Source organism: Shewanella waksmanii ATCC BAA-643, assembly GCF_000518805.1.
In the GTDB taxonomy this organism is placed as follows: domain Bacteria; phylum Pseudomonadota; class Gammaproteobacteria; order Enterobacterales; family Shewanellaceae; genus Shewanella; species Shewanella waksmanii.
Genome location: NZ_KI912497.1, coordinates 68,618 through 92,637 on the forward strand (window position 1 = coordinate 68,618; position 24,020 = coordinate 92,637).

28 protein-coding genes are annotated in these 24,020 nt (G+C 46.0%); 13 read left to right on the plus strand and 15 right to left on the minus strand.

The window, feature by feature from the left end; translation table 11 throughout:
• Positions 1 to 99: 99 nt before the first annotated feature.
• The 10 genes from L865_RS0120365 to mlaF form a co-directional block, all read right to left on the minus strand.
• Complete coding sequence (locus tag L865_RS0120365) at positions 100 to 1,773, minus strand: Ig-like domain-containing protein (protein WP_028774909.1); 1,674 nt, start codon at positions 1,771 to 1,773, stop codon at positions 100 to 102.
• A 194-nt stretch (positions 1,774 to 1,967) separates the two neighbouring features.
• Positions 1,968 to 2,600 carry a response regulator gene (locus L865_RS0120370; protein WP_028774910.1) on the minus strand — a complete coding sequence of 211 codons (633 nt, stop codon included), beginning with the start codon at positions 2,598 to 2,600 and terminating at the stop codon, positions 1,968 to 1,970.
• On the minus strand, positions 2,578 to 3,927 hold the full coding sequence (locus tag L865_RS0120375) for a sensor histidine kinase (protein ID WP_245608472.1): 1,350 nt from the start codon (positions 3,925 to 3,927) through the stop codon (positions 2,578 to 2,580). The genes L865_RS0120370 and L865_RS0120375 overlap by 23 nt, the downstream gene beginning before the upstream one ends.
• A 220-nt stretch (positions 3,928 to 4,147) precedes the next feature.
• A complete protein-coding gene (gene murA / locus L865_RS0120385) occupies positions 4,148 to 5,407 on the minus strand; it encodes a UDP-N-acetylglucosamine 1-carboxyvinyltransferase (protein WP_028774912.1) in 1,260 nt (419 codons plus the stop codon).
• Between the two features lie 15 nt (positions 5,408 to 5,422).
• Positions 5,423 to 5,674, minus strand: coding sequence for a BolA family protein (locus tag L865_RS0120390; RefSeq protein WP_028774913.1), 252 nt, complete (start codon positions 5,672 to 5,674; stop codon positions 5,423 to 5,425).
• An 11-nt stretch (positions 5,675 to 5,685) separates the two neighbouring features.
• Positions 5,686 to 5,973 (minus strand): STAS domain-containing protein, encoded by a 288-nt coding sequence (locus tag L865_RS0120395; RefSeq protein WP_028774914.1) that lies wholly within the window; start codon positions 5,971 to 5,973, stop codon positions 5,686 to 5,688.
• A 3-nt stretch (positions 5,974 to 5,976) separates the two neighbouring features.
• Positions 5,977 to 6,621 carry an MlaC/ttg2D family ABC transporter substrate-binding protein gene (locus tag L865_RS0120400; protein ID WP_028774915.1) on the minus strand — a complete coding sequence of 215 codons (645 nt, stop codon included), beginning with the start codon at positions 6,619 to 6,621 and terminating at the stop codon, positions 5,977 to 5,979.
• 17 nt (positions 6,622 to 6,638) lie between these two features.
• Positions 6,639 to 7,112, minus strand: coding sequence for an outer membrane lipid asymmetry maintenance protein MlaD (gene mlaD / locus L865_RS0120405; RefSeq protein ID WP_028774916.1), 474 nt, complete (start codon positions 7,110 to 7,112; stop codon positions 6,639 to 6,641).
• Between the two features lie 75 nt (positions 7,113 to 7,187).
• Positions 7,188 to 7,973, minus strand: coding sequence for a lipid asymmetry maintenance ABC transporter permease subunit MlaE (mlaE, locus tag L865_RS0120410; RefSeq protein ID WP_028774917.1), 786 nt, complete (start codon positions 7,971 to 7,973; stop codon positions 7,188 to 7,190).
• Positions 7,960 to 8,772 (minus strand): phospholipid ABC transporter ATP-binding protein MlaF, encoded by an 813-nt coding sequence (mlaF, locus tag L865_RS0120415; RefSeq protein WP_028774918.1) that lies wholly within the window; start codon positions 8,770 to 8,772, stop codon positions 7,960 to 7,962. Before mlaF ends, mlaE begins: the two co-directional genes overlap by 14 nt.
• Positions 8,773 to 8,945: 173 nt before the next feature.
• Here mlaF and L865_RS0120420 point away from each other — a divergent pair, with 173 nt between their 5' ends.
• The 13 genes from L865_RS0120420 to L865_RS0120480 all read left to right on the plus strand — a co-directional run bounded on the left by L865_RS0120420 (position 8,946) and on the right by L865_RS0120480 (position 19,222).
• Positions 8,946 to 9,905, plus strand: a complete 960-nt coding sequence (locus tag L865_RS0120420) for a calcium/sodium antiporter (protein WP_028774919.1) — start codon at positions 8,946 to 8,948, stop codon at positions 9,903 to 9,905.
• 52 nt (positions 9,906 to 9,957) lie between these two features.
• A complete protein-coding gene (locus L865_RS0120425; protein ID WP_028774920.1) occupies positions 9,958 to 10,935 on the plus strand; it encodes a KpsF/GutQ family sugar-phosphate isomerase in 978 nt (325 codons plus the stop codon).
• A gap of 1 nt (position 10,936) precedes the next feature.
• Positions 10,937 to 11,488 (plus strand): 3-deoxy-manno-octulosonate-8-phosphatase KdsC, encoded by a 552-nt coding sequence (gene kdsC / locus L865_RS0120430; protein ID WP_028774921.1) that lies wholly within the window; start codon positions 10,937 to 10,939, stop codon positions 11,486 to 11,488.
• Positions 11,485 to 12,042, plus strand: coding sequence for an LPS export ABC transporter periplasmic protein LptC (lptC, locus tag L865_RS0120435; RefSeq protein WP_028774922.1), 558 nt, complete (start codon positions 11,485 to 11,487; stop codon positions 12,040 to 12,042). Before kdsC ends, lptC begins: the two co-directional genes overlap by 4 nt.
• Entirely contained in the window at positions 12,029 to 12,559 is a 531-nt protein-coding gene (gene lptA, locus L865_RS0120440) for a lipopolysaccharide transport periplasmic protein LptA (protein ID WP_028774923.1), read from the plus strand. Before lptC ends, lptA begins: the two co-directional genes overlap by 14 nt.
• Complete coding sequence (gene lptB / locus L865_RS0120445) at positions 12,556 to 13,287, plus strand: LPS export ABC transporter ATP-binding protein (protein WP_028774924.1); 732 nt, start codon at positions 12,556 to 12,558, stop codon at positions 13,285 to 13,287. Before lptA ends, lptB begins: the two co-directional genes overlap by 4 nt.
• A gap of 130 nt (positions 13,288 to 13,417) precedes the next feature.
• Positions 13,418 to 14,899 (plus strand): RNA polymerase factor sigma-54, encoded by a 1,482-nt coding sequence (locus L865_RS0120450; RefSeq protein WP_028774925.1) that lies wholly within the window; start codon positions 13,418 to 13,420, stop codon positions 14,897 to 14,899.
• 28 nt (positions 14,900 to 14,927) lie between these two features.
• Positions 14,928 to 15,215: a ribosome hibernation promoting factor gene (gene hpf, locus L865_RS0120455; RefSeq protein ID WP_028774926.1), complete on the plus strand. Its 288-nt coding sequence runs from the start codon at positions 14,928 to 14,930 to the stop codon at positions 15,213 to 15,215.
• A 2-nt stretch (positions 15,216 to 15,217) separates the two neighbouring features.
• Complete coding sequence (ptsN, locus tag L865_RS0120460) at positions 15,218 to 15,661, plus strand: PTS IIA-like nitrogen regulatory protein PtsN (RefSeq protein ID WP_028774927.1); 444 nt, start codon at positions 15,218 to 15,220, stop codon at positions 15,659 to 15,661.
• Positions 15,658 to 16,512 carry an RNase adapter RapZ gene (gene rapZ, locus L865_RS0120465; protein WP_028774928.1) on the plus strand — a complete coding sequence of 285 codons (855 nt, stop codon included), beginning with the start codon at positions 15,658 to 15,660 and terminating at the stop codon, positions 16,510 to 16,512. The genes ptsN and rapZ overlap by 4 nt, the downstream gene beginning before the upstream one ends.
• Positions 16,499 to 16,774, plus strand: coding sequence for an HPr family phosphocarrier protein (locus tag L865_RS0120470; protein ID WP_028774929.1), 276 nt, complete (start codon positions 16,499 to 16,501; stop codon positions 16,772 to 16,774). Before rapZ ends, L865_RS0120470 begins: the two co-directional genes overlap by 14 nt.
• Before the next feature lie 199 nt (positions 16,775 to 16,973).
• The gene (gene mgtE, locus L865_RS0120475; RefSeq protein ID WP_028774930.1) at positions 16,974 to 18,338 is read left to right on the plus strand and encodes a magnesium transporter; all 1,365 of its coding nucleotides are present in this window, start codon (positions 16,974 to 16,976) and stop codon (positions 18,336 to 18,338) included.
• 77 nt (positions 18,339 to 18,415) lie between these two features.
• A complete protein-coding gene (locus tag L865_RS0120480; RefSeq protein WP_028774931.1) occupies positions 18,416 to 19,222 on the plus strand; it encodes a hypothetical protein in 807 nt (268 codons plus the stop codon).
• An 84-nt stretch (positions 19,223 to 19,306) separates the two neighbouring features.
• On the opposite strand, the gene L865_RS0120485 is transcribed toward L865_RS0120480, so the two are convergent.
• From L865_RS0120485 to L865_RS0120505, 5 genes are all read right to left on the minus strand, one after another.
• Positions 19,307 to 20,095, minus strand: a complete 789-nt coding sequence (locus L865_RS0120485; protein ID WP_051484716.1) for a molybdate ABC transporter substrate-binding protein — start codon at positions 20,093 to 20,095, stop codon at positions 19,307 to 19,309.
• Positions 20,096 to 20,327: 232 nt separating this feature from the next.
• Positions 20,328 to 20,996 carry a YiaD family glycine zipper/OmpA-like lipoprotein gene (locus L865_RS0120490; protein ID WP_028774933.1) on the minus strand — a complete coding sequence of 223 codons (669 nt, stop codon included), beginning with the start codon at positions 20,994 to 20,996 and terminating at the stop codon, positions 20,328 to 20,330.
• A gap of 103 nt (positions 20,997 to 21,099) precedes the next feature.
• Entirely contained in the window at positions 21,100 to 21,540 is a 441-nt protein-coding gene (locus L865_RS0120495; RefSeq protein WP_028774934.1) for a GtrA family protein, read from the minus strand.
• Positions 21,528 to 22,898 (minus strand): ArnT family glycosyltransferase, encoded by a 1,371-nt coding sequence (locus L865_RS0120500; protein ID WP_028774935.1) that lies wholly within the window; start codon positions 22,896 to 22,898, stop codon positions 21,528 to 21,530. Before L865_RS0120500 ends, L865_RS0120495 begins: the two co-directional genes overlap by 13 nt.
• A 5-nt stretch (positions 22,899 to 22,903) precedes the next feature.
• Positions 22,904 to 23,947, minus strand: coding sequence for a glycosyltransferase family 2 protein (locus L865_RS0120505; RefSeq protein ID WP_028774936.1), 1,044 nt, complete (start codon positions 23,945 to 23,947; stop codon positions 22,904 to 22,906).
• Between the last annotated feature and the right edge of the window lie 73 nt (positions 23,948 to 24,020).

Sequence of the window (24,020 nt, forward strand, 5' to 3'; positions counted from 1 at the left end):
TAAGCGGCTAGGGTTACAAGCTACAGCCGTAAAAAAAGCCATGTTGAATGATGAAACAACATGGCTTTGGCGGGAGTGTTTAGGAGTGAAGGCTAGCGCCTACTTATGAATCACTGGCATAGCAGCTGCTCGCTCAGCATAGTCGGCATGGCAAGTTCCACAGGAGAACTCAGCGGTAGACCATGGCATTTGGAATTTACCATCAGCGGTGAACTGTTTAGCATCCGCCGACAAGTCGATAGTAAATAGGTGAGATTTCACATCACCAAATACCACATCAGCGCCACCCATTTGCGGTCCAGTGGTTACCGCACTCTTGGCGAGTTTTGGCATATGACAATCAGTACATGCCGCAACCATACCGTGAACTGGAGCGGTGAATTCGGGGTCATGACAAGTTGTACAATCTTTGACTGCACCCGTATGCAAACCATCGCTACTATCCATGTTTTTGGTGGACTTGTGAGAGTCATGGCAAGTGGTACAAGCCATATCCTGTTTCGGACCTATCTCATCACCTGCTTTATAGTCACCATGATCTTCAGGCACAACACCTAACATCTCATCACCGGTTTGATGGTGCTTAGATAAACCACCACTGGAAATGATACGACCACCCACTTGGCTACCGTCTGGGAACGCAACATTGTATGGGCTGATATAGCTCGGGTAGTCTTTCTCACCATCACGGGTATGACATTCCGCACAGGTAACCGCTTTACCATAGGCCATATCATCGGCTAGGAATTCCGCGGTGGTGCGCGCTGAGGCTATTTTGACAATATTAGATGCTGACGGTGCGCTAGCATGCTCACTACCAGCACCATGACAGGCCTCACACTGAACTCCACCGGCAGCAAATGTGCCTCCCATACCGGGCAAATCGTCTTGGCGCTCAAGGTTACGTTCATCACCCTCTTCTGTTGTAGTGCGCTTCCAACCTGTTGTATGACAATTGCCACACTTGTATTGGTAATCAAAATCTCCCGCCTTGTAATCTCCCATCACATCAGGATCATCCAAGTGGTTGTCTGGCACATTCAATGTACCGTCACTGTTGCGAATGTTGTACTGCACATTATTGCCCGTCACGATGTAGCCATCGGCATCGAGCCAGCGCATTTTCCAATGGTAGCCACCCACCACATAGGTCACATCATCATAACTCGTTGGTGCTCCCAAGGTGTTGTTGGTGGCGCCATCGCCATCAGGTCCAGCAAACTGTAATAGATCTATCGCCCCAGTGATGGTGGTTTCTGGGGTATAAGGGAAGCTTGGTTGCTCACCATTGTTGATTTTTTGAATCTTGAAATTGTGGCCAGTTTTTAGGAATGAATCTTTATCGCTATGGCAGCCCAAACAGGTCTGAGTGCCAACATAGGCGAGTTCATTGCTTAACACCACAACAGTGATCAACGCGCTGGCTTCGCCGCCGTTCCCATCTGAAATAGTGTAAGTCATTGTGCTAGTGCCTATCGTTTCAGGTTCAAAACGAACCTGATTATCTTCAATACTGGCACTGCCGCTACCTGAGGTCATTTCCACAGCCGTGAGGGTTAATGTATCACCGTCGGCATCGGTATCATTGGCTAAAGCATCAATCAGAATTGAGCTGACAAGTTTAACCTCGGCATCGGTTGGATTAGCGACAGGTGGCGTGTTTTCTGGTGGCGTTGGTGGTGTGGTCGTGTCGTCATTATCACTGCCACACGCGACAAGCATGGTTACCATACTGGCGAGAAGTAATTTTTTACATGGAATTTGTGCGTTCATAAGTTCATCCTCAAATGGGCTATCTCAATCACCAACATTTGCAGGGAGAGTGATTGATATGTCTCTTTGGACATGAACTTAGTATTTACACTATGCCTCTAAAGGGATAGATAACCAGAATTCACAAGCTTAACCCCGTTGTGAACTTTAGTTATCATAAATAAATAAGCCATTGAAATAATTAAACTTAAAAACTAATTCAAGTTATGATTTTGTAGAACAAATTGACCTGTATTTGTCAAAATATAGATCTTGTTCTCATTTTGCATGACCAAGCCTGCTTTCTTAAGTTGGCGTAAGTGAAAATTAAACTTGGTGTGATCGTCAACCCCAACCAAACGACACAGATCCATAAACTTAAGCTGCTTATGGGCTGCCAGTTGTTTTAAGGTTTCACGGCGTAGACCATTAGCCAGTGCCGAGTAGACACTGTCAGGGTCAATGTCTGAGCTAGCCTGCAGTAATTGCTTTTCTTGAATACTGCGCTTTAGGGTGACAATAAGCTCACTGCTGTTAAAAGGCTTAGTGATCACACTGTCAGCCCCCTTTTTCATCGCATCAACGGCCGTATCCACGGTCGCATAAGCGGTGACAATAATCACTGCCATAAATGGATTAAGTTGACGTAAATTAGAAATCGCTTCAACGCCGGTCATCCCCGACATCACCAGATCCATCAGGGCAATATCAAACTGCTGATGCTCACATGCCTCAATAGCCGCCTCAGCGCTGTCAACATCGACCACTTGATAACCTTCTAGCTCAAGTATATCGACCATGTTTTGTCGCAAGTAACGATCGTCTTCAGTAATCAATACATGAGTCATAGTGCTTACCTTCTAATATAAAGTTTATCAAGATGCGAGTACCGACCCCTTGCGCACTAAACAGGCTCATGGTGCCGTTATGCGCTGCGGCAATCTGCTCGCAAATCGCTAAGCCAAGTCCGGTGCCTTCGCCGATGGCTTTTGTCGAGTAGAACAGTTCGGTAGCCCGCTGCATGGTAGCCTCATCCATCCCATGGCCACAGTCTTTTACTTCCAGCCATATGTGGTTGTCACCTGCGCCAACGTTTAATTCGATCAGCCCCTGATAGTCACTGGCGTCCATGGCATTATTGAGTAAGTTAATCACCATCTCTTCCAACTTAACCCTTTGGCCCATCATGCTTAATAGAGGATCACAATTGGCCACGACGCGATAGCGGCTAATTTTATGGCTAAGTAACTGTTGCGCGCTGGCGACCACATCAGATAAGTACACTTGGTTATGGTTAGCACTGTCATTACGCGCATAGGCAAGCAGTTCTTTACTGATGATTGAAGCTCGCTCAATTCCCATACGGGTCCGATCGATATACTCTTGCAACGCCGCCTGTTGCGGAGGCAGTTTTCGTTGTAACAGGTCTAATGCTAAAGTTGATGAAGCTAAGGGATTATTGATTTCATGGGCCACTCCCATGGCTAAATGACCTATGGCTTTGTATTTATCAGCCTCAATTGCCCGCTTGAGTTTGGCTTCGGTTGCCATCTCTTTTTCAATATCAAAAATCTTTAAAGCCTTAATTAGGGTTACAAGCACAAACGCCGCAGCCAATGTGCGCAAAACCGGTACACAAGCATGAATTTCTGTCGGCACTAGCCCAGCGAGAATGCCATAGACAAACAAGCCCAACCCGGTTGCGGCGAAATAGCGGCCATACTGATGATTTTCTTGACTAAGTTGGCGACCGTATAAAGCGATTCCAATACCAGCTAGAGTGGCACTGCCAAAACCAAGCAAGTAGCGGGTGTAAGTAGCAACCTCACTAAAGGTATCCGCGCCTAAATAACCCCCCATTGCAAATGCCAGTAGGCAAACGCTATAACACAGTACTATCAATAAGGTGGCTACTTTGCCTAACTTACCAACGAGTTTTCCTTGAATGGCAAACAGCAGCCAAGCAAAAATCAATAACCCAGCAAAAGACAATGACAACTTGATTAAGCGTAACCAATCTACAACGAATTGATATTGACGACCGATCTCATCACCGAACAAGATGACATAAAGCTCTGACCATTCGTGAAATGCATGGGAGAAACCAAACAAGGCCAATGCCCAAAGTGTTGGCGATATCGCCAGCTGGCTGTACTTAAAATTGCGAAATACCACCACGCAGCCAATCGCAAAAAAAACGAGACCGTAAAAGAGGTAGATATTAAAAGTGATAAATGTCGCCATGCTGCAAAAGTATCAGCTTTGCAACAAGCAGGCGTTGATCAAAACAACAAAAGATCATTTTGCTTCACAGCAACACTTTAAAAGCTTGATATTCATCAAAACAAAAAAGCCGTGCAATTAATGCACGGCTTTTACGCTATCAATTGTGACATCACTTAATGCGTGTCACTTGGCCGCCTAGTCCTTTGAACTTTTGCTCAATGTGTTCATAGCCGCGATCAAGATGATAAATGCGGTCAACAATAGTATTGCCATCGGCAACTAACCCGGCAATCACAAGACTGGCCGAAGCACGTAGATCCGTTGCCATTACTTGCGCACCATTAAGACGCTCAATACCCTGAATAATACAAGTATTGCCTTCTAGCTCCATGTGAGCGCCCATACGGTTCAGCTCTGGTACATGCATGAAACGGTTTTCAAATATGGTTTCAGTAATGGTCGCGGTGCCTTCAGCAAGTACGTTAAGCACACAAAATTGCGCCTGCATATCGGTCGGAAAACCAGGATAAGGCACAGTTTTGATGTTAACTGCACGCGGACGTTGGCCTTGCATATCCAGCTCAATCCAATCTTCACCAGTGGTAATTTTTGCACCAGTATCTTCAAGCTTGGCTAGCACTGCTTCTAAGGTTTTAGGATCCGCATTAAGACAGCGAATTTTGCCTCGAGTCACGGCTGCTGCAACTAAGAAACTGCCGGTTTCAATTCGATCGGGCATCACCCGATAATGACAACCATTAAGTGATTCAACACCTTGAATACGAATCGTGTCTGTACCAGCCCCTTCAATCTTAGCCCCCATCGCGATGAGGCAGTTTGCCAAATCAATCACTTCTGGTTCACGGGCTGCATTTTCAATGACAGTCTCACCGTCTGCGAGACTTGCAGCCATCAAGAGGTTTTCAGTGGCACCGACGCTGATCATATCCATAAAGATATGTGCGCCTTTTAAGCGTCCATCTACGCGAGCTTTAATGTAGCCCTCATCAACTTCGATGTGCGCCCCCATCTGCTCTAGTCCTTGCAAATGCAAGTTAACTGGACGAGCGCCGATGGCGCAACCGCCCGGAAGCGATACGTCAGCGGTACCATATCGAGCGAGCAATGGTCCTAATATCAATATTGACGCTCGCATAGTTTTAACGAGGTCATAGGGTGCACAAAACTCGTTTAGCGTTGCTGTTGAGATAGTAATGTCACCCTCATCACAGCGCGCTACCTGTGCACCAAGGCAACGTAGCAGCTCACAGCTAGTGTTTACATCTCGAAGGTTAGGTACGTTAGACAGCACAAAATCTGTTTGTGCTAACACCCCCGCCATCAGAATGGGTAAGGCGGCATTTTTGGCACCAGAAATGACCACTTCGCCCGCTAGCGGCTCACTCGCTTGTATTGTTAATTTATCCAAAATCTCTCTCCAACCTTACATGTTGAAGATTTTTTCACGCTGCCACTGTTCAGGCGTAAACGCCTTAATCGTGATAGCGTGTAACTCACCACTAGTGACATGATCCATAATTGGGCCATAAATCGTCTGCTGCTGTTTTACTCGGTTCATTCCATCGAAGCACTCACCAACAGCAACAATTTTATAATGTGTCCCATCTTGGGTCACAGTCACTTGCTCTAACGCTAACGCATCGGTCAGTAGTTTTTCTATCTCTTTACATTCCATGGGGGAAACCTTTATTGAGCTTCTTCAGGGAAGAAGGCTTGTAAGTCATATAAATCTATTAATTTTTGAGTTTGCAGCGGCAACATTTTAAATGTCAGCTGAGCACATTGGTGTTTGACAACCAGTTGTGCCAACATCGCGACACCAGCGCTATCGATATAATCTAAACCGCTACAATCAATACATTGTGTGTCAGCACTAATAAGCTGCTCGCGTGATGGCCATAAGGTTATCACGTCACTGTGTGCCAGTCGCCCCGTCAGGTAACAATAACCATCATCATTACGGAATTGTGCCATCGGTTAATTACCTTCGGCTTCCAAAACAACATGGTCATCGGTACGCGCACGCAAGTCGCCAATCACATTATCAATACCATTTTGGCGAATGAGATTACTGATTTCCTTACTTTTCGACGACAACAAACTGACACCTTCAGCGACTAAATCGAATGCCTTCCAAGTATCATCTTTAAGTCGACGAACGCGGAACTGCACTTTAATGGGTGGTCGATTCGGCTCAACTATTTGTACATGAACATCAATCATTTTCTCGCCATCAAACGCGCGAGCAGGTTCAAACTTGACCTGCTGATTAGTGTATTCAGTAAATGCCTGAGCATAAGTCGCCACCAAATAAGCTTTAAACGCATTCACAAACTGCTTGCGTTGCTCCGGTGTTGTCGATCGTAAGTGCGACCCCATAACCTTGTAGGACGCATACTTATAATCGATGTATGGCATCAACTCTTCAGATACTATCAACTTAAGATGGTCAGGATCGGCCTGAATTGTGTCAAAATCCTGATGAAAACGAGCAAAAGTCTTATTGGCCACTTGCTCAACCATAGCGTAGGGGTTTGAGCGTTCTATCTCAGTGTCAGCTAGGGCGTTAACACTGACAATAGCTAACCAAGTAAACATCAACATTTTCATTATACTACTCATATTCCCATCCTTTAAAATTAGTCATCCTTTGACTTTACGCTATACAAAAACTGTCCGATCAAATCTTCTAGCACTAATGCGGAGTGAGTGTCATCAATTCTGTCACCATCAACCAGCATGGCTATATCTTCATCATAAAAACCTGGGGTCAGTCCTAGGAACTGCTCGCCGAGCAACCCAGAAGTTAAAATAGAGAGACTGCTCGTTTCAGGAAATTGGTTGTATTGAGTGTCGATGGTCATTTCAACCACAGGTAACAAGCTTTGCTCATCAAGGGTAATGGCTTTTACCCGCCCCACTACGACACCGCCAACTTTGACAGGCGATCGTACTTTCAAACCGCCAATATTACTGAACTTGGCATACAAGGTATATTGGCTTTGCCCAGTTTTAACATCAACGTTGGCCACATTAAAAACCAACACCAAAAAGGCCGCTAACCCAGACAGTAAAAACAAGCCCACTAAAATTTCAATCTTGCGTGTTACCATGTTCAACCTACCACTCTACTTGGTTATAGATACCATTAAATTGGCTATCTCGCTTCTTCCCTAAACAATAATTAATTAACTACCAAACATCATCGCTGTCAGTAGAAAATCCAGTGCTAGCACCGCCAAACTTGATTGCACCACAGTTTGCGTTGTTGCTTTACTAATTCCCTCAGGATTCGGAATCACCTGATAACCGCGATATAGCGCAATCCAAGTAACAACCACAGCAAACACGGTACTTTTAATTAAACAGTTAACTATATCTTGTCGCCATTCCACCGAGGACTGCAAAATTGACCAAAAACTGCCACTATCAATGCCTTTCCACTCCACCCCTACAAGGTGGCCACCGTATATGCCCACTGCGGTAAACATCAGTGCCAGCAACGGCAAGCTGATCACGCCAGCCCAAAAGCGTGGTGCAATAATCTGCCTCAGGGGATCGACAGCCATCATCTCCAAGCTAGATAGCTGTTCAGTACTCTTCATCAAACCGATTTCTGCGGTCAATGCCGAGCCAGCGCGACCAGCAAACAACAGTGCAGTGACTACCGGCCCGAGTTCGCGCAGTAAACTCAGAGCAACCATAGGACCTAAACTGTCTTCGGTACCAAAACCCACTAGAATATTATAGCCCTGAAGCGCTAGCACCATGCCGATAAACAACCCTGACACCAGAATTATCACCATCGACTGGACGCCAACAACGTACAGTTGCCGGATCAATAGTGGAGTGCCCTTCGCTAAATTGGGAACCCGTGCAATGGCTCCCCACAACATCAATCCAGCACGGCCAAAACCGGCTACTAGCGCGATGGCATTACGACCAAGGTTGGCAATATGATCAATCAAGCTCACCTAACATCTCCTTACGGTAATCTTGAGCGGGAAAGTGAAATGGAACAGGTCCATCTGGTGCACCACTAATAAATTGTTGCAGCTGCGGATTATCGGCAAGCCTGAGCGCTTGAGGGGTGCCATGGGCAACCACCCGCTTATCAGCCAGCACATAGACATAGTCGGCAATACTTAACACTTCTTGTACATCGTGAGATACCACCACCGAGGTCAGATTCAACGCGTCGCTGAGTTCACGAATCAACTTAACCAACACGCCCATAGAGATGGGGTCTTGTCCTGCAAAAGGCTCATCATACAGCACTAATTCCGGCTCAAGCGCGATTGCCCTTGCTAAAGCGGCTCGCCGCTGCATGCCGCCAGATAGCTCATTGGGCATCATTTGCGCCGCACCACGCAACCCGACGGCTTCGAGTTTCATCAGCACAATAGTGCGAATGATCTGTTCGGGTAGGCCTGAATGTTCTCGAAGGGCAAATGCGACATTGTCAAACACATTCATATCAGTAAACAATGCACCACTTTGAAATAGCATGCTCATGCGTTTACGCAGTTTAAATAAGTCACTGCGGCTACATTGATGCACATCAACCCCATCAAAATGTATCTGCCCAGCATCAGGGGTTAGCTGACCACCAATTAATTTAAGCAGCGTGGTTTTACCTATACCACTAGGCCCCATAATCGCGGTGACTTGACCTTTGGGGATAGATAAACTGACGTCATCATAAATCACATGATTACCGCGACTAAATGCCAGGTTTTGTACTGTTATCAGCGCCTGTGATGAAGTTGTCATAGTCAGATCCATTGCCGTGAACTGGTTGATGGTTGCTAAAGAGGAAAGAGGCGAATTGTACGGAATTGATGCATTGTGCACAACTGAATCCAGACTATCTTACGCCAATACTTTCATTTTCTCTCATTTCCAGCGAAAATGCGCCTCATATTTGTCAAATAGAATGGACTTAAATGTTATTTAATATTTTCATGCTTATTGCGGGGCTTGGAGCCTTAGTTTGGAGCGCAGACAAGTTTGTCTACGGTGCCGCAGCATTTGCACGCAATCTCGGCCTGCCTCCTATGCTCATTGGTCTAACAATTGTCGCAATGGGCAGCTCAGCCCCAGAGATGTTTGTTGCCGCCACCGCATCAATGGAAGGCATGACAGATACGGCTATTGGTAATGTACTTGGCTCAAACGTTGCTAACATTACACTGATCTTAGGTATCACTGCGCTACTTGGCGCAATCTCGGTTAGCTCACAAACCCTCAAGCGTGAAATACCAATGATGTTAGTGGCCACCGCGATTGCAGGATATTTCCTCCATGATGGTCAATTGACCCGCACCGAAGGCGTACTGCTACTGGTGCTGTTTTTCATGTTAATGGGCTATTTGATTTGGCATGCAGTAACGAATAAACAAAAAGATGCCCTCGCTGATGAAGCTGACAATGAAATCCCCAAAGATGTGCCGACGTTAAGAGCCATATTTTGGGTCGCGGCGGGTATGGTATTATTACCGCTATCAGCTGATTGGATGGTACAAGGCGCCGTTGGAATCGCGAAAGCCTATCAACTTTCAGACTTAGTTATTGGACTGACCATTATTGCAGTGGGCACCAGCTTACCTGAGCTTGCTGCCTGTGTTGCCGGTGTTTTGAAGAAAGAAGATGATCTTGCAATCGGTAATATTGTTGGATCAAACCTGTTTAATATTCTTGCTGTGTTAGCATTACCCGGACTTATTGCGCCGGGTGCAGTCGATGCGGCAGCTAGTTCACGTGACTTTTATATGGTCATGGCCACCAGTACTGCATTAGCAGTGTTGATCTTGCTCACAGGTAAGCAACGTCAATTAAAGCGCTGGCACGGTGGTGTATTACTATTAACTTTTATTGCGTATCAAGCGGTTATTTTTCTATCCTAGTAAAAGTGCATTCTTTCACTAACCGTATACGGCATTAACTAAAGAGAATTTTATGGTAGAGGCAAATCAACTCCGACAATGGGGTCGCAACGTTATCGATATAGAGCGCAGTGCACTCGATAATTTATACCAATATGTCGACTCCGAAGAGTTTGCCAGTGCATGCCAATTAATTATGGCATGTACCGGTAAAGTGATTGTTATGGGCATGGGCAAATCTGGCCATATCGGCAATAAAATATCCGCCACATTAGCCAGTACCGGCACCCCCGCATTTTTCGTCCATCCAGGGGAAGCAAGCCATGGCGATCTTGGCGTATTGAGTGAAAATGACGTCATTTTAGCCATCTCAAACTCTGGTGAAGCCGGCGAGATCCTTACCCTAATGCCGGTTATCAAACGCATGGGATTGCCTGTTATTGCGGTAACCGGCAAACCTAACTCAACAATGGCTAAACATGCTGTAGTCCATTTGTGCATAGAAGTACCTGAAGAGGCCTGTCCATTAGGACTCGCGCCCACTTCAAGTACCACGGCAACCTTGGTGATGGGCGATGCCTTAGCGGTGGCACTCTTGCAAGCGCGCGGTTTCACTAAAGACGATTTTGCCCTATCACACCCAGGTGGAAGCCTAGGCCGTAAGCTATTGCTGAAAGTAAGCGATGTGATGCACCAAGGCAATGAGCTGCCTTGCGTTCAGCAGCATATTTCAGTCACTGATGCCTTATATGAAATCACCAAAAAAGGCTTAGGTATGACCGCGGTAGTTGATAAGCAGGGCCTGCTGGTCGGCATATTTACCGATGGTGATCTACGCCGAGTGATTGACGCTCAAGTCAACCTACGTGATACCTCAATTGAAGATGTGATGAGCAAAGGCTGTGTCACTGTTAGCGACAACATCCTCGCTGCCGAAGCATTAAAAGTGATGGATGAAAAAGATATCAATGGTCTAATCGTCATCAATCAAGAGCAACAACCTATCGGTGCATTGAATATGCTCGATATGGTTAAAGCAGGAGTAATTTAACATGTCTCATCAAGGATTTTACGGCCCTATTAGCGAGCATGTTTGGCAAAAAGCGCAGCACATCAAGTTGCTTATTTGTGACGTTGATGGGGTATTTTCTGATGGCCTGGTGTACATGAGTAATTCAGGTGATGAGATTAAGAGTTTTCATACCCGCGATGGTTACGGCGTACGTTCATTACTAAGTAGTGATATTCCGGTCGCGATTATTACCGGTCGTAAATCAAAAATTGTCGAAGATAGAATGACGGCGCTCGGTATTACTCACATATACCAGGGTATCGACAACAAAATGGTACCCTACCAAGAATTATTAACACTCTATAAGGTCACACCTGAGCAAGTGGCTTATATCGGTGATGATATGGTGGATTTACCCGTCATGCAGCAAGTGGGTCTGTCAGTGTGTGTTGCCGATGGCCACCCTTATGTAAAAGCACGCGCCGATATGGTCACCCATATTCGTGGCGGGCATGGTGCACTGCGAGAACTTACCGATTTGTTGCTGTTAAGCCAAGATAAGTTCGATACCGCCCACGGTATGAGTATATGAACAGAGTCACCATTGCTATTATCGTGTTTTTTGGCACTGCGCTAATCCTCTATTGGCAAGTGCAATCTAAGCGCAGCAATAATGTGCAACTTCAAGATGGTAGTGAACATCCTGATTATGTCATCAACGATCTCAAAAGCATTGAGTTCAATGAGCAAGGTGAAATTAATAGCCGGGTATCAGCTCGTCATATGGAACACTTTGAAGAAGCCAATATGACCTACTTTACTGAGCCGGTCTACCTACTCTACCCGGATGAAGGCAAAGCCCAATGGCGACTGCGTTCATCAACTGGCACATTAGATAAAAACAGCGGTCATGTTACATTAGAAAAAGATGTTATCATTGACGCCATCAGCCCTGAAGAGCCGATACAAACAATTGAAACAACATACCTAGAACTCGATTTAAACACCATGATTATGACGTCAGATAGGACAATCAATATCACGGGAAACGACTTCATCATCACGGGTGAAGGCTTGTTTGGCGATCTGAACAAGCAAACCGTAAAACTGACGAGTCAGGTAAAAGGTACTTATGAAACTAAATAAACTTATTGCTGCTGCTTGTTTGTCAGTCCTTAGCTTGCAGATTGGTGCGGTTGAAAACGATTTGCTGCAAGAAGTCAAAATTGCCGCCGCGAGCCAAGAAGCAGATATTAAAAATAATCAAATAATCTTCAATGGCCCAGTTGAGGTTACCCAAGGCTCAATCAAGATTAATGCAGATGAGCTACGCGCGTTTACCAAAGATGAAAGTAATGGCAAAATTTTGGTTGCTACCGGTACCCCGGCAACGTATTCACAAATAATGGAAGATGGTCGTCCAGCAAAAGCCAGCGCCAGTGAAATTCGCTATGAACTTGCCACCCGCACCTTAACCCTAATTGGCAATGCCACACTTGAGCAAGATGGTAGCCAAGTGACCGGTAACCAAATACGTTACAACATTGAACAACAACAGTTAATTGCAGAGAGTACCGGCAATGACCGTGTCATTACAATCATTCAACCTGAGAACTACCAAGAGCTTGATGAACCTGAAAATAAACCTCAGGAGCAACAATGACCGATAAAACGCTCAAAGCGGTCAATTTAGCCAAAAGCTACAAAAGCCGCGCTGTGGTTCAAGATGTGAGTTTAACCGTTAAAACCGGGCAGATCGTTGGCTTACTGGGCCCAAATGGTGCGGGTAAAACGACCACTTTCTACATGGTTGTTGGCTTAGTTCAGAGTGATAAAGGTCGTATCTTTATTGATGAAGACGATTTAACTTTAGATCCTATGCACCTGCGTGCGCGCAAAGGTATTGGTTACCTGCCACAAGAAGCCAGTATTTTCCGCAAGTTATCGGTTAGAGATAACATCATGGCCGTGCTGCAAACCCGTAAAGAGCTCAATACCGCACAGCGAGAAGAACAGTTAGAACATTTATTGGAAGAGTTCCACATTACTCACATTCGCGATAGCCAAGGTATGGCACTATCGGGCGGTGAAAGACGTCGAGTTGAGATTGCTCGGGCACTTGCGGCAAACCCTAAGTTTATCTTATTAGATGAACCGTTTGCGGGAGTCGATCCTATCTCGGTTATCGACATCAAAAAGATCATTGAGCAACTGAAAAACCGCGGCCTTGGTGTGTTAATTACTGACCACAATGTACGCGAAACACTCGATGTTTGTGAGCGAGCCTATATTGTGAGTCATGGCAATCTTATCGCTGAAGGCACACCCGCTGAAATCTTGGACAATCAACAAGTCCGTGCGGTGTACTTAGGTGAACAATTCAAGCTATAGTTAAACCATAGTGAGGGTGATGACTGTTGACAGTGTCATCACCTGAATAAATTTTGGGGATTAGAGAAACCCCATAAAAAACAAGCAAGCTTTCTCATTTTATAATTACAAAGAAGGGAATAGCAGTAAGATGAAAGCGTCACTCCAGCTCAAAATGGGTCAACAGCTCACCATGACTCCTCAGCTGCAACAGGCCATCCGCCTCCTGCAGCTGTCGTCACTGGAATTGCAGCAAGAGATCCAACAAGCATTAGAGTCCAACCCGCTATTAGAATTGGACGAAGAGCAAACCGACGCCAGCGATAGCAGCCAAGATGATAAAAATAGCGATACTGACGACTACAGCGCAACCACTGACAGCGCCAGCAATCAAGATAGCTCATCAGTAGAAACATCTGAGGCCCTCACCCAAGAATCAATGCCAGATGAACTGCCCGTTGATACCACGTGGGATGAGGTATATACCGCAGCCCCCAACGCCAGTTCTGGCGCAATGCGTGATGATGATATGCCCTTCCAAGGTGAAACCAGCGAAGGCTTGTATGAACATTTAGAGTGGCAAAAAAACCTCACGCCTTTTTCAGACAATGACAATGCCATCGCCACGGCCATTATTGACGCCATTGACGAGCGCGGCTATTTAACTCAAACCTGCGAAGATATTCTCGATGCCATGGGCGATCCGGAAATAGAACTGGATGAAGTTGAAGCTGTGCTCAAACGCATTCAACACTTCGACCCAATTGGCGTGGCCGCCCGAGATTTAAGCGAGTGCTTGTCAATTCAGTTGGCACAATTTAGCGAGAGTACCCCGCATATTGGCAATGCTAAGCTACTCATCAAAGAGCATTTAGATTTAATTGCTGGGCGAGACTTCCGCTTGCTGATGCGTAAAACCAAGCTCAAAGAAGATGATTTACGTGAAGCCATTGCATTGATTCAATCACTGAACCCTAGACCTGGGTTAACCGTTGCGCCTAACCGTGATGAGTATGTGATTCCGGATGTTACGGTCACTAAACAAAAAGGCCGCTGGGTGGTTGAACTCAACCCTGATTACATGCCAAAAATCAATGTCAATCAGCACTACGCATCTATGGCTCGTAGCACTAAAAACCAAGCCGATAGCCAATTTATTCGAGGTCACCTCCAAGAAGCGAAATGGTTCTTAAAAAGCCTTGAGAGTCGCAATGATACCTTGCTAAAGGTGGCTAACTGCATCGTTGACTTCCAACAAGGATTCTTCGAGTTTGGTGAAGAAGCCATGAAGCCAATGGTCCTCAACGATATTGCTGAAGCGGTAGAAATGCATGAATCGACCATATCACGAGTTACCACACAGAAGTATATGCACACCCCACGTGGCATTTTTGAACTAAAATACTTCTTTTCGAGTCATGTTGGCACAGATGATGGCGGCGAGTGCTCTTCGACAGCTATTCGCGCATTCATCAAAAAATTAGTGGCAGCAGAGAACCAGAAGAAACCACTAAGCGATAGCAAGATGGCACAGCTATTGGCTGAACAAGGAATAAAAGTGGCTAGACGAACCATTGCCAAGTATCGTGAGGCAATGCTTATACCACCGTCAAACCAACGTAAGAGTTTATGATCCGTTAATTGAACACTGGAGGACCTATATGCAAATTAATTTGACTGGACACCATGTAGAGATCACTGATTCATTGAGAACTTATGTTCAAGAAAAGTTCTCAAAGCTTGAACGCCATTTCGATCAGATCAATAATGTGCACGTTGTGTTGAATGTAGAAAAAATGCAACAGAAAGCTGAAGCCAAAGTTCACCTTTCCGGCGGTGAAGTGTTTGCCACTTCCCATAATGCAGATATGTATGCCGCCATTGACTCCCTGATAGATAAGCTCGATCGTCAGGTAATTAAACATAAAGAGAAGCTGACAAAACATTAACGATGGAACTAAGTACCATCCTGCGGCCGGAGTGCACGACCTGTGCCACACCGGGCAGTAAGAAAAAGGTACTGGAATTAATCAGCGATTTAGCTGCTGTCCAGTACCCTACCCTTTCCTCACAAGAGATTTTTGAAAGCCTATTGGCTAGAGAGAAGATGGGTAGCACAGGTATAGGTAACGGTATCGCCATTCCTCACGGTCGTCTGAGTAATATCGAATATCCTGTCGCAGTATTGGTCAAGTGTGCTGAGCCGATTGCGTTTGACTCAATCGACAATCAGCCAGTTGATATCTTATTTGCTTTACTGGTGCCCAGTGATCAGTGTGAACAACATTTAAGTACTTTATCCTGCATGGCTGAAAAACTTAATGATAAATTCATACTCAAACAGCTCAGAAAGTCCCATGATGAAGCAGAACTTTATCAGGTGATAACTCAATGAAACTCGTAATGGTATCCGGACGTTCCGGCTCAGGTAAATCAGTAGTACTTAGAGTACTTGAAGACTTAGGTTACTATTGTGTCGACAATTTACCTTTGCCACTGATGGACTCGCTGCTGGAGCAGCTGAAAGGCCGCAATGAACTGGTTGCCATAAGTGTTGATGTACGTAATATGCCAGAGCAAGATATCGAGCTAGAAAAGCAGCTTGCTAATTTGCCAGCAGACACCGAACTACTGAGCTTCTTTCTCGATGCCAGTGATGAAGTGTTGCTTAAACGCTACAGCGAAACTCGTCGCCTGCACCCACTCTCCCATTCACAAGCATCACTAAAAGAAGCTATTGAGCTCGAAGGTAAATTACTCAGCCCTGTAGCCGACTTGGTCGATCATTATATCGATACCTCTAATCGCAATATTTATGATCTCAGTGATAGGGTGAGAGAGATCCTGCTTGGCACTGTCGACAAAGAGTTAGTTATCAACTTTGAATCATTTGGCTTCAAACATGGGATGCCGAGTGAAGCCGACTTTATGTTCGATGTGCGCTTTTTACCAAACCCCCATTGGGAGCCGAACTTACGCCCGCTAACAGGGCTAGATGAACCGGTGCAGCAGTTTCTTGCACAGCAGCCTATGGTGAATAAGTTTATTTGGCAAATCGAGAATTTATTAGCAACTTGGCTACCGCACCTAGAGCGTAACAACCGCAGTTATTTAACTATTGCCATTGGCTGTACAGGCGGGCAACATCGCTCTGTGTATGTAACAGAGCAATTAGCTAAGTTATTTAATGACTCTAAGCACAATGTTAATGCTAGGCACCGTGAGCTCAACAATGGCAAAGCTTGAACGACAGCTCACCATCTGTAATCAACTGGGTCTGCACGCTCGTGCTGCAACAAAACTTGCGGTTTTGGCCTCCACATTTGATGCTGAAGTGACTTTAATCCAAGGTGAAAAACAAGCCTCTGCCGCCAGTGTATTAGGCTTACTGATGCTAGAAAGTGGCAAAGGTAAATCCATTACCTTACTCAGTGAAGGTAAAGATGCCCAAGCGGCATTAGATGCGATTAGCGCCCTAATCGATGCTAAGTTTGACGAAGCGAATTAAACAATCATCGCATAATCTACAAATTACTCACTTACCTTTAATTTATCTCTACAGTGTCACAGTCTTGAGTTAACATAGCCTGTCGGCACAATTTTTGCGAGTAGGATCAAACACTCCTATAGTTAATGCTATTAACATCGTCGCCTCAAATCATTTAACACGTTTTCACAGCTAACTTGGACTATTCGAGGGGGGATCAATGCCAATAGAAGTACTAGACAATGAGACAAATGATCAGCGCCTCAACCAAGTCACTCAGGCATTGGGCAGCGGCATGTTCGTGCATGTACGCAACATGCTACATGATATGGCCGCCTCAGACATTGCCTTTATTTTAGAGTCATCACCCCCTAAAACACGCCAAGTGTTATTCCAGCTAATTGACCAAGAGCATACCGGTGAAATCCTCGACGAGTTAGGCGAAGAGCTCAAAGATACCCTCATTACTCAAATGGCGCCCGAGCGTGTTGCAAAAGCAGCACAGAACATGGACACCGATGATCTCGCCTACATCTTACGTAGCTTGCCCGACAGTGTTTTCAATCAAGTGTTGCAGTCAATGAGCTCGCAAGATAGAGCCCGAGTTGAACAAGCACTGTCTTACCCTGATGATACCGCTGGCAGCTTGATGAACACTGATACCGTGACCTTACGTCCCGATGTCAATATCGACGTGATTCTCAGATATTTACGTATTCGTGGAGAGCTGCCCGAAGCAACAGATACGCTTTATGTGGTCGACAAGCAAGACAGTTTATTAGGCGGGATCAAAATTTCGGCGCTACTGACCTGCGACCCCAATGCTTCTGTGCGAGATATTATGGAAGCCGATTTAGAAGGTATTCCCGTTGGTATGTCAGACAGTGAGACGGCGCAGTTGTTCGAGCGTCACGATTGGCTGTCGGCACCGGTTATTGACGATGATAATCGCTTACTCGGCCGTATTACCATTGATGATGTGGTTGACGTTATCCGTGAAGATGCCGAGCACTCAATGATGGGGATGGCGGGTATGGATGACGACATGGACACCTTTGGTCCAGTGGTTAAAAGTACTTTCCGTCGCTCACTATGGCTCACAATTAACTTATTTGCAGCGCTGCTAGCGGCATCTGTCAGTAATATGTTTGAAGGCACGTTAGAGCAATTTGCTACCATTGCGATTTTAATGACCATTGTCCCCAGTATGGGAGGCGTGGCCGGTAACCAAACCTTAGCATTGGTGATTCGCGGTATCGCCTTGGGGCAAATTGGTCAGAGTAACTCTCGCTGGCTCATCGGCAAAGAGCTCGCCATTGGCTTCCTCAATGGTATTTTATGGTCAGTATTAGTATTTCTAGCAGTCTGGGCTTGGAAAGGAGATATCGCCCTTGGTGGGCTGATTGGCGGGGCAATGCTAATCAATATGACAGTCGCAGGCTTTGCCGGCGCGAGCATTCCATTGTTACTTAAAAAGCTCAATATTGACCCTGCATTAGCCGGAGGAATGGTACTTACTACCGTGACGGATGTCATTGGCTTATTCGCCTTCTTAGGGCTAGCAACAGTGTTCCTATTAAACTAATTTTACACATTAATTTGGCCAATACATTGAAAACAGCAGCTATACTAATGAGATAAACCAGCAAAGGACGCGCTTTTTTGAGTAGCCAACGCTCGACATCACTCGCCATAGTTATCACGGTTATATTGGTCCTCGGCTTCGAGGGCTTTCAGTATTGGAGTGCTAGCGCAAACGATTGTTATGTCCAAGTGCTCAAATTGCAGCAACAACACTTGATGCTTAGGCGCCATGAAAAAGATTATTTATTGCGTCAGCAAATAGAATACAAAGAAACCTGGGAAAAGCGCTTAGCTCAAGTTAAACAGCAAACCGAACATTTTGGCCATTGTTTGACCCGTAATACCGCTTCACAAATGGCAGGCCTTAAAGGCTCTCTGAGTCAATACGAGACAGATTTTCATCGACTGATAACTGAGCTTAAATCGGCCAATCAGCAAGATTTGCAGATCCTTAATCGGCTGATGAATGAGCAAGAGCAACTGGAGCTATTAGGACGTGAGTATAATGTCAATGTCTATGCACAAACCTTAGCGATCAGGCAGCACCTATTCACCTATATTACCTCCGAAAACCCGATTTCCTTGCAACTGCTAAGTAATAAAGTCCAAACCCTGTCGCAGTGGTCTAGCGACAACCAAGAGTTGGCACATTTAATTAGCCTCTATAGTGACACCATCAAAGAACTGCAAATACTGCTACAAAGTCGCCAATACACTCACGAGCGCGGTACAATGGGCTCGATGCGCAAACATATCCATGCTTTTGAGGACAAGCTCAACCACTATGAACTCACTATGCAACCGACACAAACCGTGCTGCTGCGCATCGCTTTTTACCTATGCCTACTCATCGGTCTCACTATCATGCGCATCAGGCAAGTTTAACACTCTCGTAATGTGCTCTTCGCCGTTTAAACAGGCCCAGGTTTCAGTGCTATCTATTCGGCTGATTTAAGTAAAATCATCTGTTTATTCTGCGCGAGTTTCAAAACCATATTTGGCCAAGATAGCTTGCCCCTGTGAAGACAGAATAAACATCGCCAGACCTGCAGCCTCTTTGTGGTAATCGTTTACTAATGTCAGCCCATAAGTCGCCCCAACCGCTAACTCACTCGGCACCTTAATAATCTTAAGGCTTGGCACCTCTTTTTGCGCTAACACTGCATTGGTACAATAGGTCAAAAATAGATCCGCTTGCTGCTCGCCCATCACCCAGCCATAAGGGTTGCGACCTTTAGGTGGCTTGGCACTATTTTCACCGCCAGTCAATTGCAGAGCTTTAGATTGTAATGCCGCCTCTGCCCCTTGCTGTACAGATTCAGCACGATTAAACAGCTGCCATGCATAATCCCCAGCAGGGTCCGCTTTCGGCGTCGAAGTTCCTAGACGGATTTTCTGGTTCAGCATAACGGCAAGTAAATTATTTGAATCGACTTCCACAGATTGCTGCGCCAAAGCACACAGATTATTGCCGGCAAACTCAACAACTGGGCCCGCTTGGTTGGCCGCGTGCAGGGTATTAGGGTGTTTCATATTGGCAGACGCATAGAGGTCAACCTGCTCACCTTGTTCAATACGTTTACGCAGCAAACCCGATGGCGCAAATTGCGCATTAATATCGACATTGACTTGTTGCTGATATTGACCAATGACTTCACTCATCGCCGTTTTTAAGCTACCCGCGGCGCGAAACTCAAGCTCTGCCGCATGCGCCATCGCTGGGCAAGCAAGTAATCCAACTATCATCCAAGATTTCATTATTGTTTCCAAAGTCAATTAGCAATGGCCATATTTAGCCGTAACTCACCAAGGCTCACAAGAGTTACAACGAGGGTTTTCTTTCACTATGGGAGGCAGGTAACGAGGAAAAAAATCAACCGAGACAAACTGTCCCACTTTGTTGGATTTAGTTGTAAAAAGATAGCGACATACAACCAGCAATAAGGCCACCATGCAACGACCCTATTACTAGCTAAATTGTTAATACTGACTAACTTTGCGGCAATGGACTAAGCACAATTTCTACACGGCGATTTTGCGCTCTACCTTCTTTAGTATCATTAGATGCAACAGGACGGGATTCACCCATTCCGTGGGATGCAATACGATGACTTGCAACTTGCTGCGCCATAAGAAAATTGGCTACTTCAGAGGCTCGAACTTGTGATAAGCGTAAGTTGTATGATTCAGCCCCGCTGCTGTCAGTAAAGCCCATCACATTTAGCTGAGTTTCGTCATACTCTTTCGCTACTAATGCAACACTAGTCAGCACACGTTTAGCACCAGCATTAAGATCCGTTTGGTCAACGGCAAAAGTAACCTCATTTGGCATGTTCAAAATAATATTGTCGCCACTGCGAGTAACGCTCACGCCCGTAGACTGTAACTGTTGACGAAGCTCGGCTTCTTGCACATCCATATAGTAACCAATGCCGCCACCTAAGGCGGCACCTGATGCAGCACCAATTAATGCTCCTTTGCCGCGATCACTTTTACTTGATGAGGCCACACCGATTGCCGCGCCAGCAATCGCGCCTATCATGGCACCATTTGTCGCACGGGCATTTTGAGATTCGTTAGTATAAGGATTGGTTGTCTGACAACCGGTCATTACCGCGCCAGCCAGCAATATAGAAATAGCCTGCTTAGATTTAATCATGTTAACTCCAAGTCACATAAAGGCTCACCACCTTCACGCAACCAATAACTTGATGACAAAGAAAAGCGTCATTGTCGCACACCACAGTTACCACATTAAAGGCCTAGTCAGTAACAGTTTGCTGCTGATTATCACGATAGGCATAGTAATTGGCCCCCAACCAATTGATGGCAGTACCAGCCATGACACCTAATGCCAGCGCCGCCATTTGGTAAGCGGCCTGCTGAGGCAAGTAAGCACTAACAACTGAAAATGCTGTCAAATTTACAGCAATTGCCAGTAGCGCCACGACGAAAACGGCCGGCGCTTGCCGACGTTTTTGCGATTGATGTCGATGAGCGAAAGTCCATCGACGGTTAAGCCCCCATGTGATGCACAAGGCTGTTATAAAGCCCAGCGCTCGCGCCCACATAATCGGTATTTCAAGCTGAAATGCCGCTAGCCAAAACAAGCCTAAATCAACTAAGAATGCACTGCCGCCCACTAATAAGAACTTGATCAGTGGTGAGGTAATTAGGCGCGTTAACGGTGTTAAGGCTGACATTGAAGTAACTGCTTCTCTTTCGTCTCACGCACAGCTGTGCAATGACTTAAATCAAGCTCACTGATTTGCGCTTGTTTTACCACCAGCCAATAGCGGACAGTAGCCATGGCCGATAGCTCATCTTCGGTCATCGTTTTGCTTTTGCCTTCGCTGTAAAAGCGCGATGAAAACGGTCTTTTACCTAAATAGTATACGCTCTCACCTTTAGGTACAGGCGTTAACAACCACTTATCACTTTTCAATTTTGTCGGGCCACTATTGAGCACCACCACAGTCGCGACAATCAATAGCGGGATCGCTATGGCGATTGCTGTTTGCCCTGGCAAGTTAGTTTTCGGCCAAGCGCTAGCAAGCAGTAAAGCCAATGCGGGAATGCCCGGTAATACATAAGCAGGCAGCACGTTACCCGCCAATGTGAACAACACCATAGGCGCGACCATCCAACAAATAAGAAACTGGTGTAACGAAGTTAACCCTGAATCGCTATTGAATATGCGCCACAAGGCCAGTGGAATAAAAGCGCTCCAAGGCAGTGCTGCAACAGCGAAAAACAGCCAGATAGTTCCTCTGGGTTCATCATGGGCTGAGCCGTAAAGATCGCCCGTCCAACCACTATCGACAAAGCGCAACCAATGTTCACCAACAAGGAAATACTGCAAAAACCCTGGAGTGGCTTGTTCAGCTAATAAGTACCAAGGGGCCGCAATCGCTAACATTAATGCTAGCCCAGAAAGAAGCGGTATCTTCTGCCAAAGCCTTGACCATGGTTGAATTAGCCCTTGCGACCAAATTAGCCATAGTCCGACCCCAATGGCCATGATCACAATGACAACCGGACCTTTTGCTAGTAAACCAATGGCTAACCCCACAAAGCCCCAATACCCCCAGCGTACTTCCCCTTGCCAGCATAGGTAGAATCCAACCATCGCAAGCGTTAAGCCAAAAGTCAGCGCCATGTCTGTCATTACTGCTCCAGCACTGACATAAAACACCACACAAGTACTTAGGATAATGCAGGTCTTTATCGCATCGATCTTTAAGCGCTTGGCAAAGTAGCCGCTTAGCGCTAAAGTCGCCACTGCCGCCAGCCAATGCGGCACACGGACGGCAAACTCATTATCACCAAACACCGTTAAACCCAGCGCACTCATCCAGGTGTGCAGCGGCGGTTTGCCCCAAAATGGTACATTGTAGTCAAACAACGGAGTCAACCAATTACCAGTCTCTACCATTAATCGCGCCATTTCACCGTAGCGAGCCTCTGATGTATCCATTAAAGGATAAAAGCTCAAGCTCACCAGGCGCACAATTAAGATTGTCACCAACAGCGCCAGCGATCCCCAAGCTAAACGTGACATAGCCTTCATAATTTAGCCTTCAAATAACGAATATTGCCCGAATCTATCGCCCCACTTACTGACGATGCAGTACGTCGGCTTTGGTAGCTTTGGCGATACTTAACATCCCCAATCAGGTAAACAGGTCGCTGCTTTACTTCCATAAATACCCGTCCCAAATACTCACCTATCATGCCTAGCGCCAGCAGTTGAATCCCAGCGACCCCAAGTTGCACCACCATTAACGAGGGGTAACCCTCCACCACTTCCCCCCAAATGACTGTTTTAGCAAATACCCAGCTGCCGTAACAAAACGCTGCAAGCGCAGTGGCAAGGCCTAGCCAAGTCGCTATTCGAAGCGGTTTGATACTAAATGAAGTAATGCCATCCATCGCTAAGCCGAGTAACTTGCCATAGCCCCACTTACTGGTGCCGGTAAAGCGCGGGTCACGGTCAAAGTTGAGAGTCACTTGGTTGAAACCAGGCCAACTCAGTAGGCCTTTCATAAAACGGTTTCTTTCAGGTAGCGCATTTATAGCATCAACAACCTGGCGACTGAGCAATCTAAAGTCACCCACATTCTCAGGAATATCCGTCTGCGACATGCCATTAATGACACGATAAAAGGCCGCAGCAGAAAAACGTTTAAACCAAGACTCACCTGAGCGGGAGCGACGTCGCATATTGACCACATCCGCTCCGCCACGCCAAGCTGCGATCATCTCTGGGATCAACTCAGGTGGATCCTGTAAATCAGCATCAAGTAATATCACCGCCAGGCCGCGGGCTTGTTCGAGCCCTGCTGTCGTCGCAGCTTCTTTGCCAAAGTTGCGACTCAAGCGAATGCATTGGTAAGCAAAACTTGCTGTCGGTAAGGCTTGTAGCGCCTCCCATGTACCGTCGGTGCTGCCATCATCAATGAAAACCAATTCACTACTGATGTTTAAACCAGTGATCACGGTATCTAATCGACTTATCAGCTCTGACAGACCCGCACGTTCATTGAAAACAGGTATGATGATAGAAAGGCTCACTTCACTGGCTGACTGCTGATTCTGACATACTTTCATCGTCACTCTCATTAACATTAATGTTTAAGATAATGAGCATCATAAGTTATTCGGCGTGAAAAAAATCTCATTG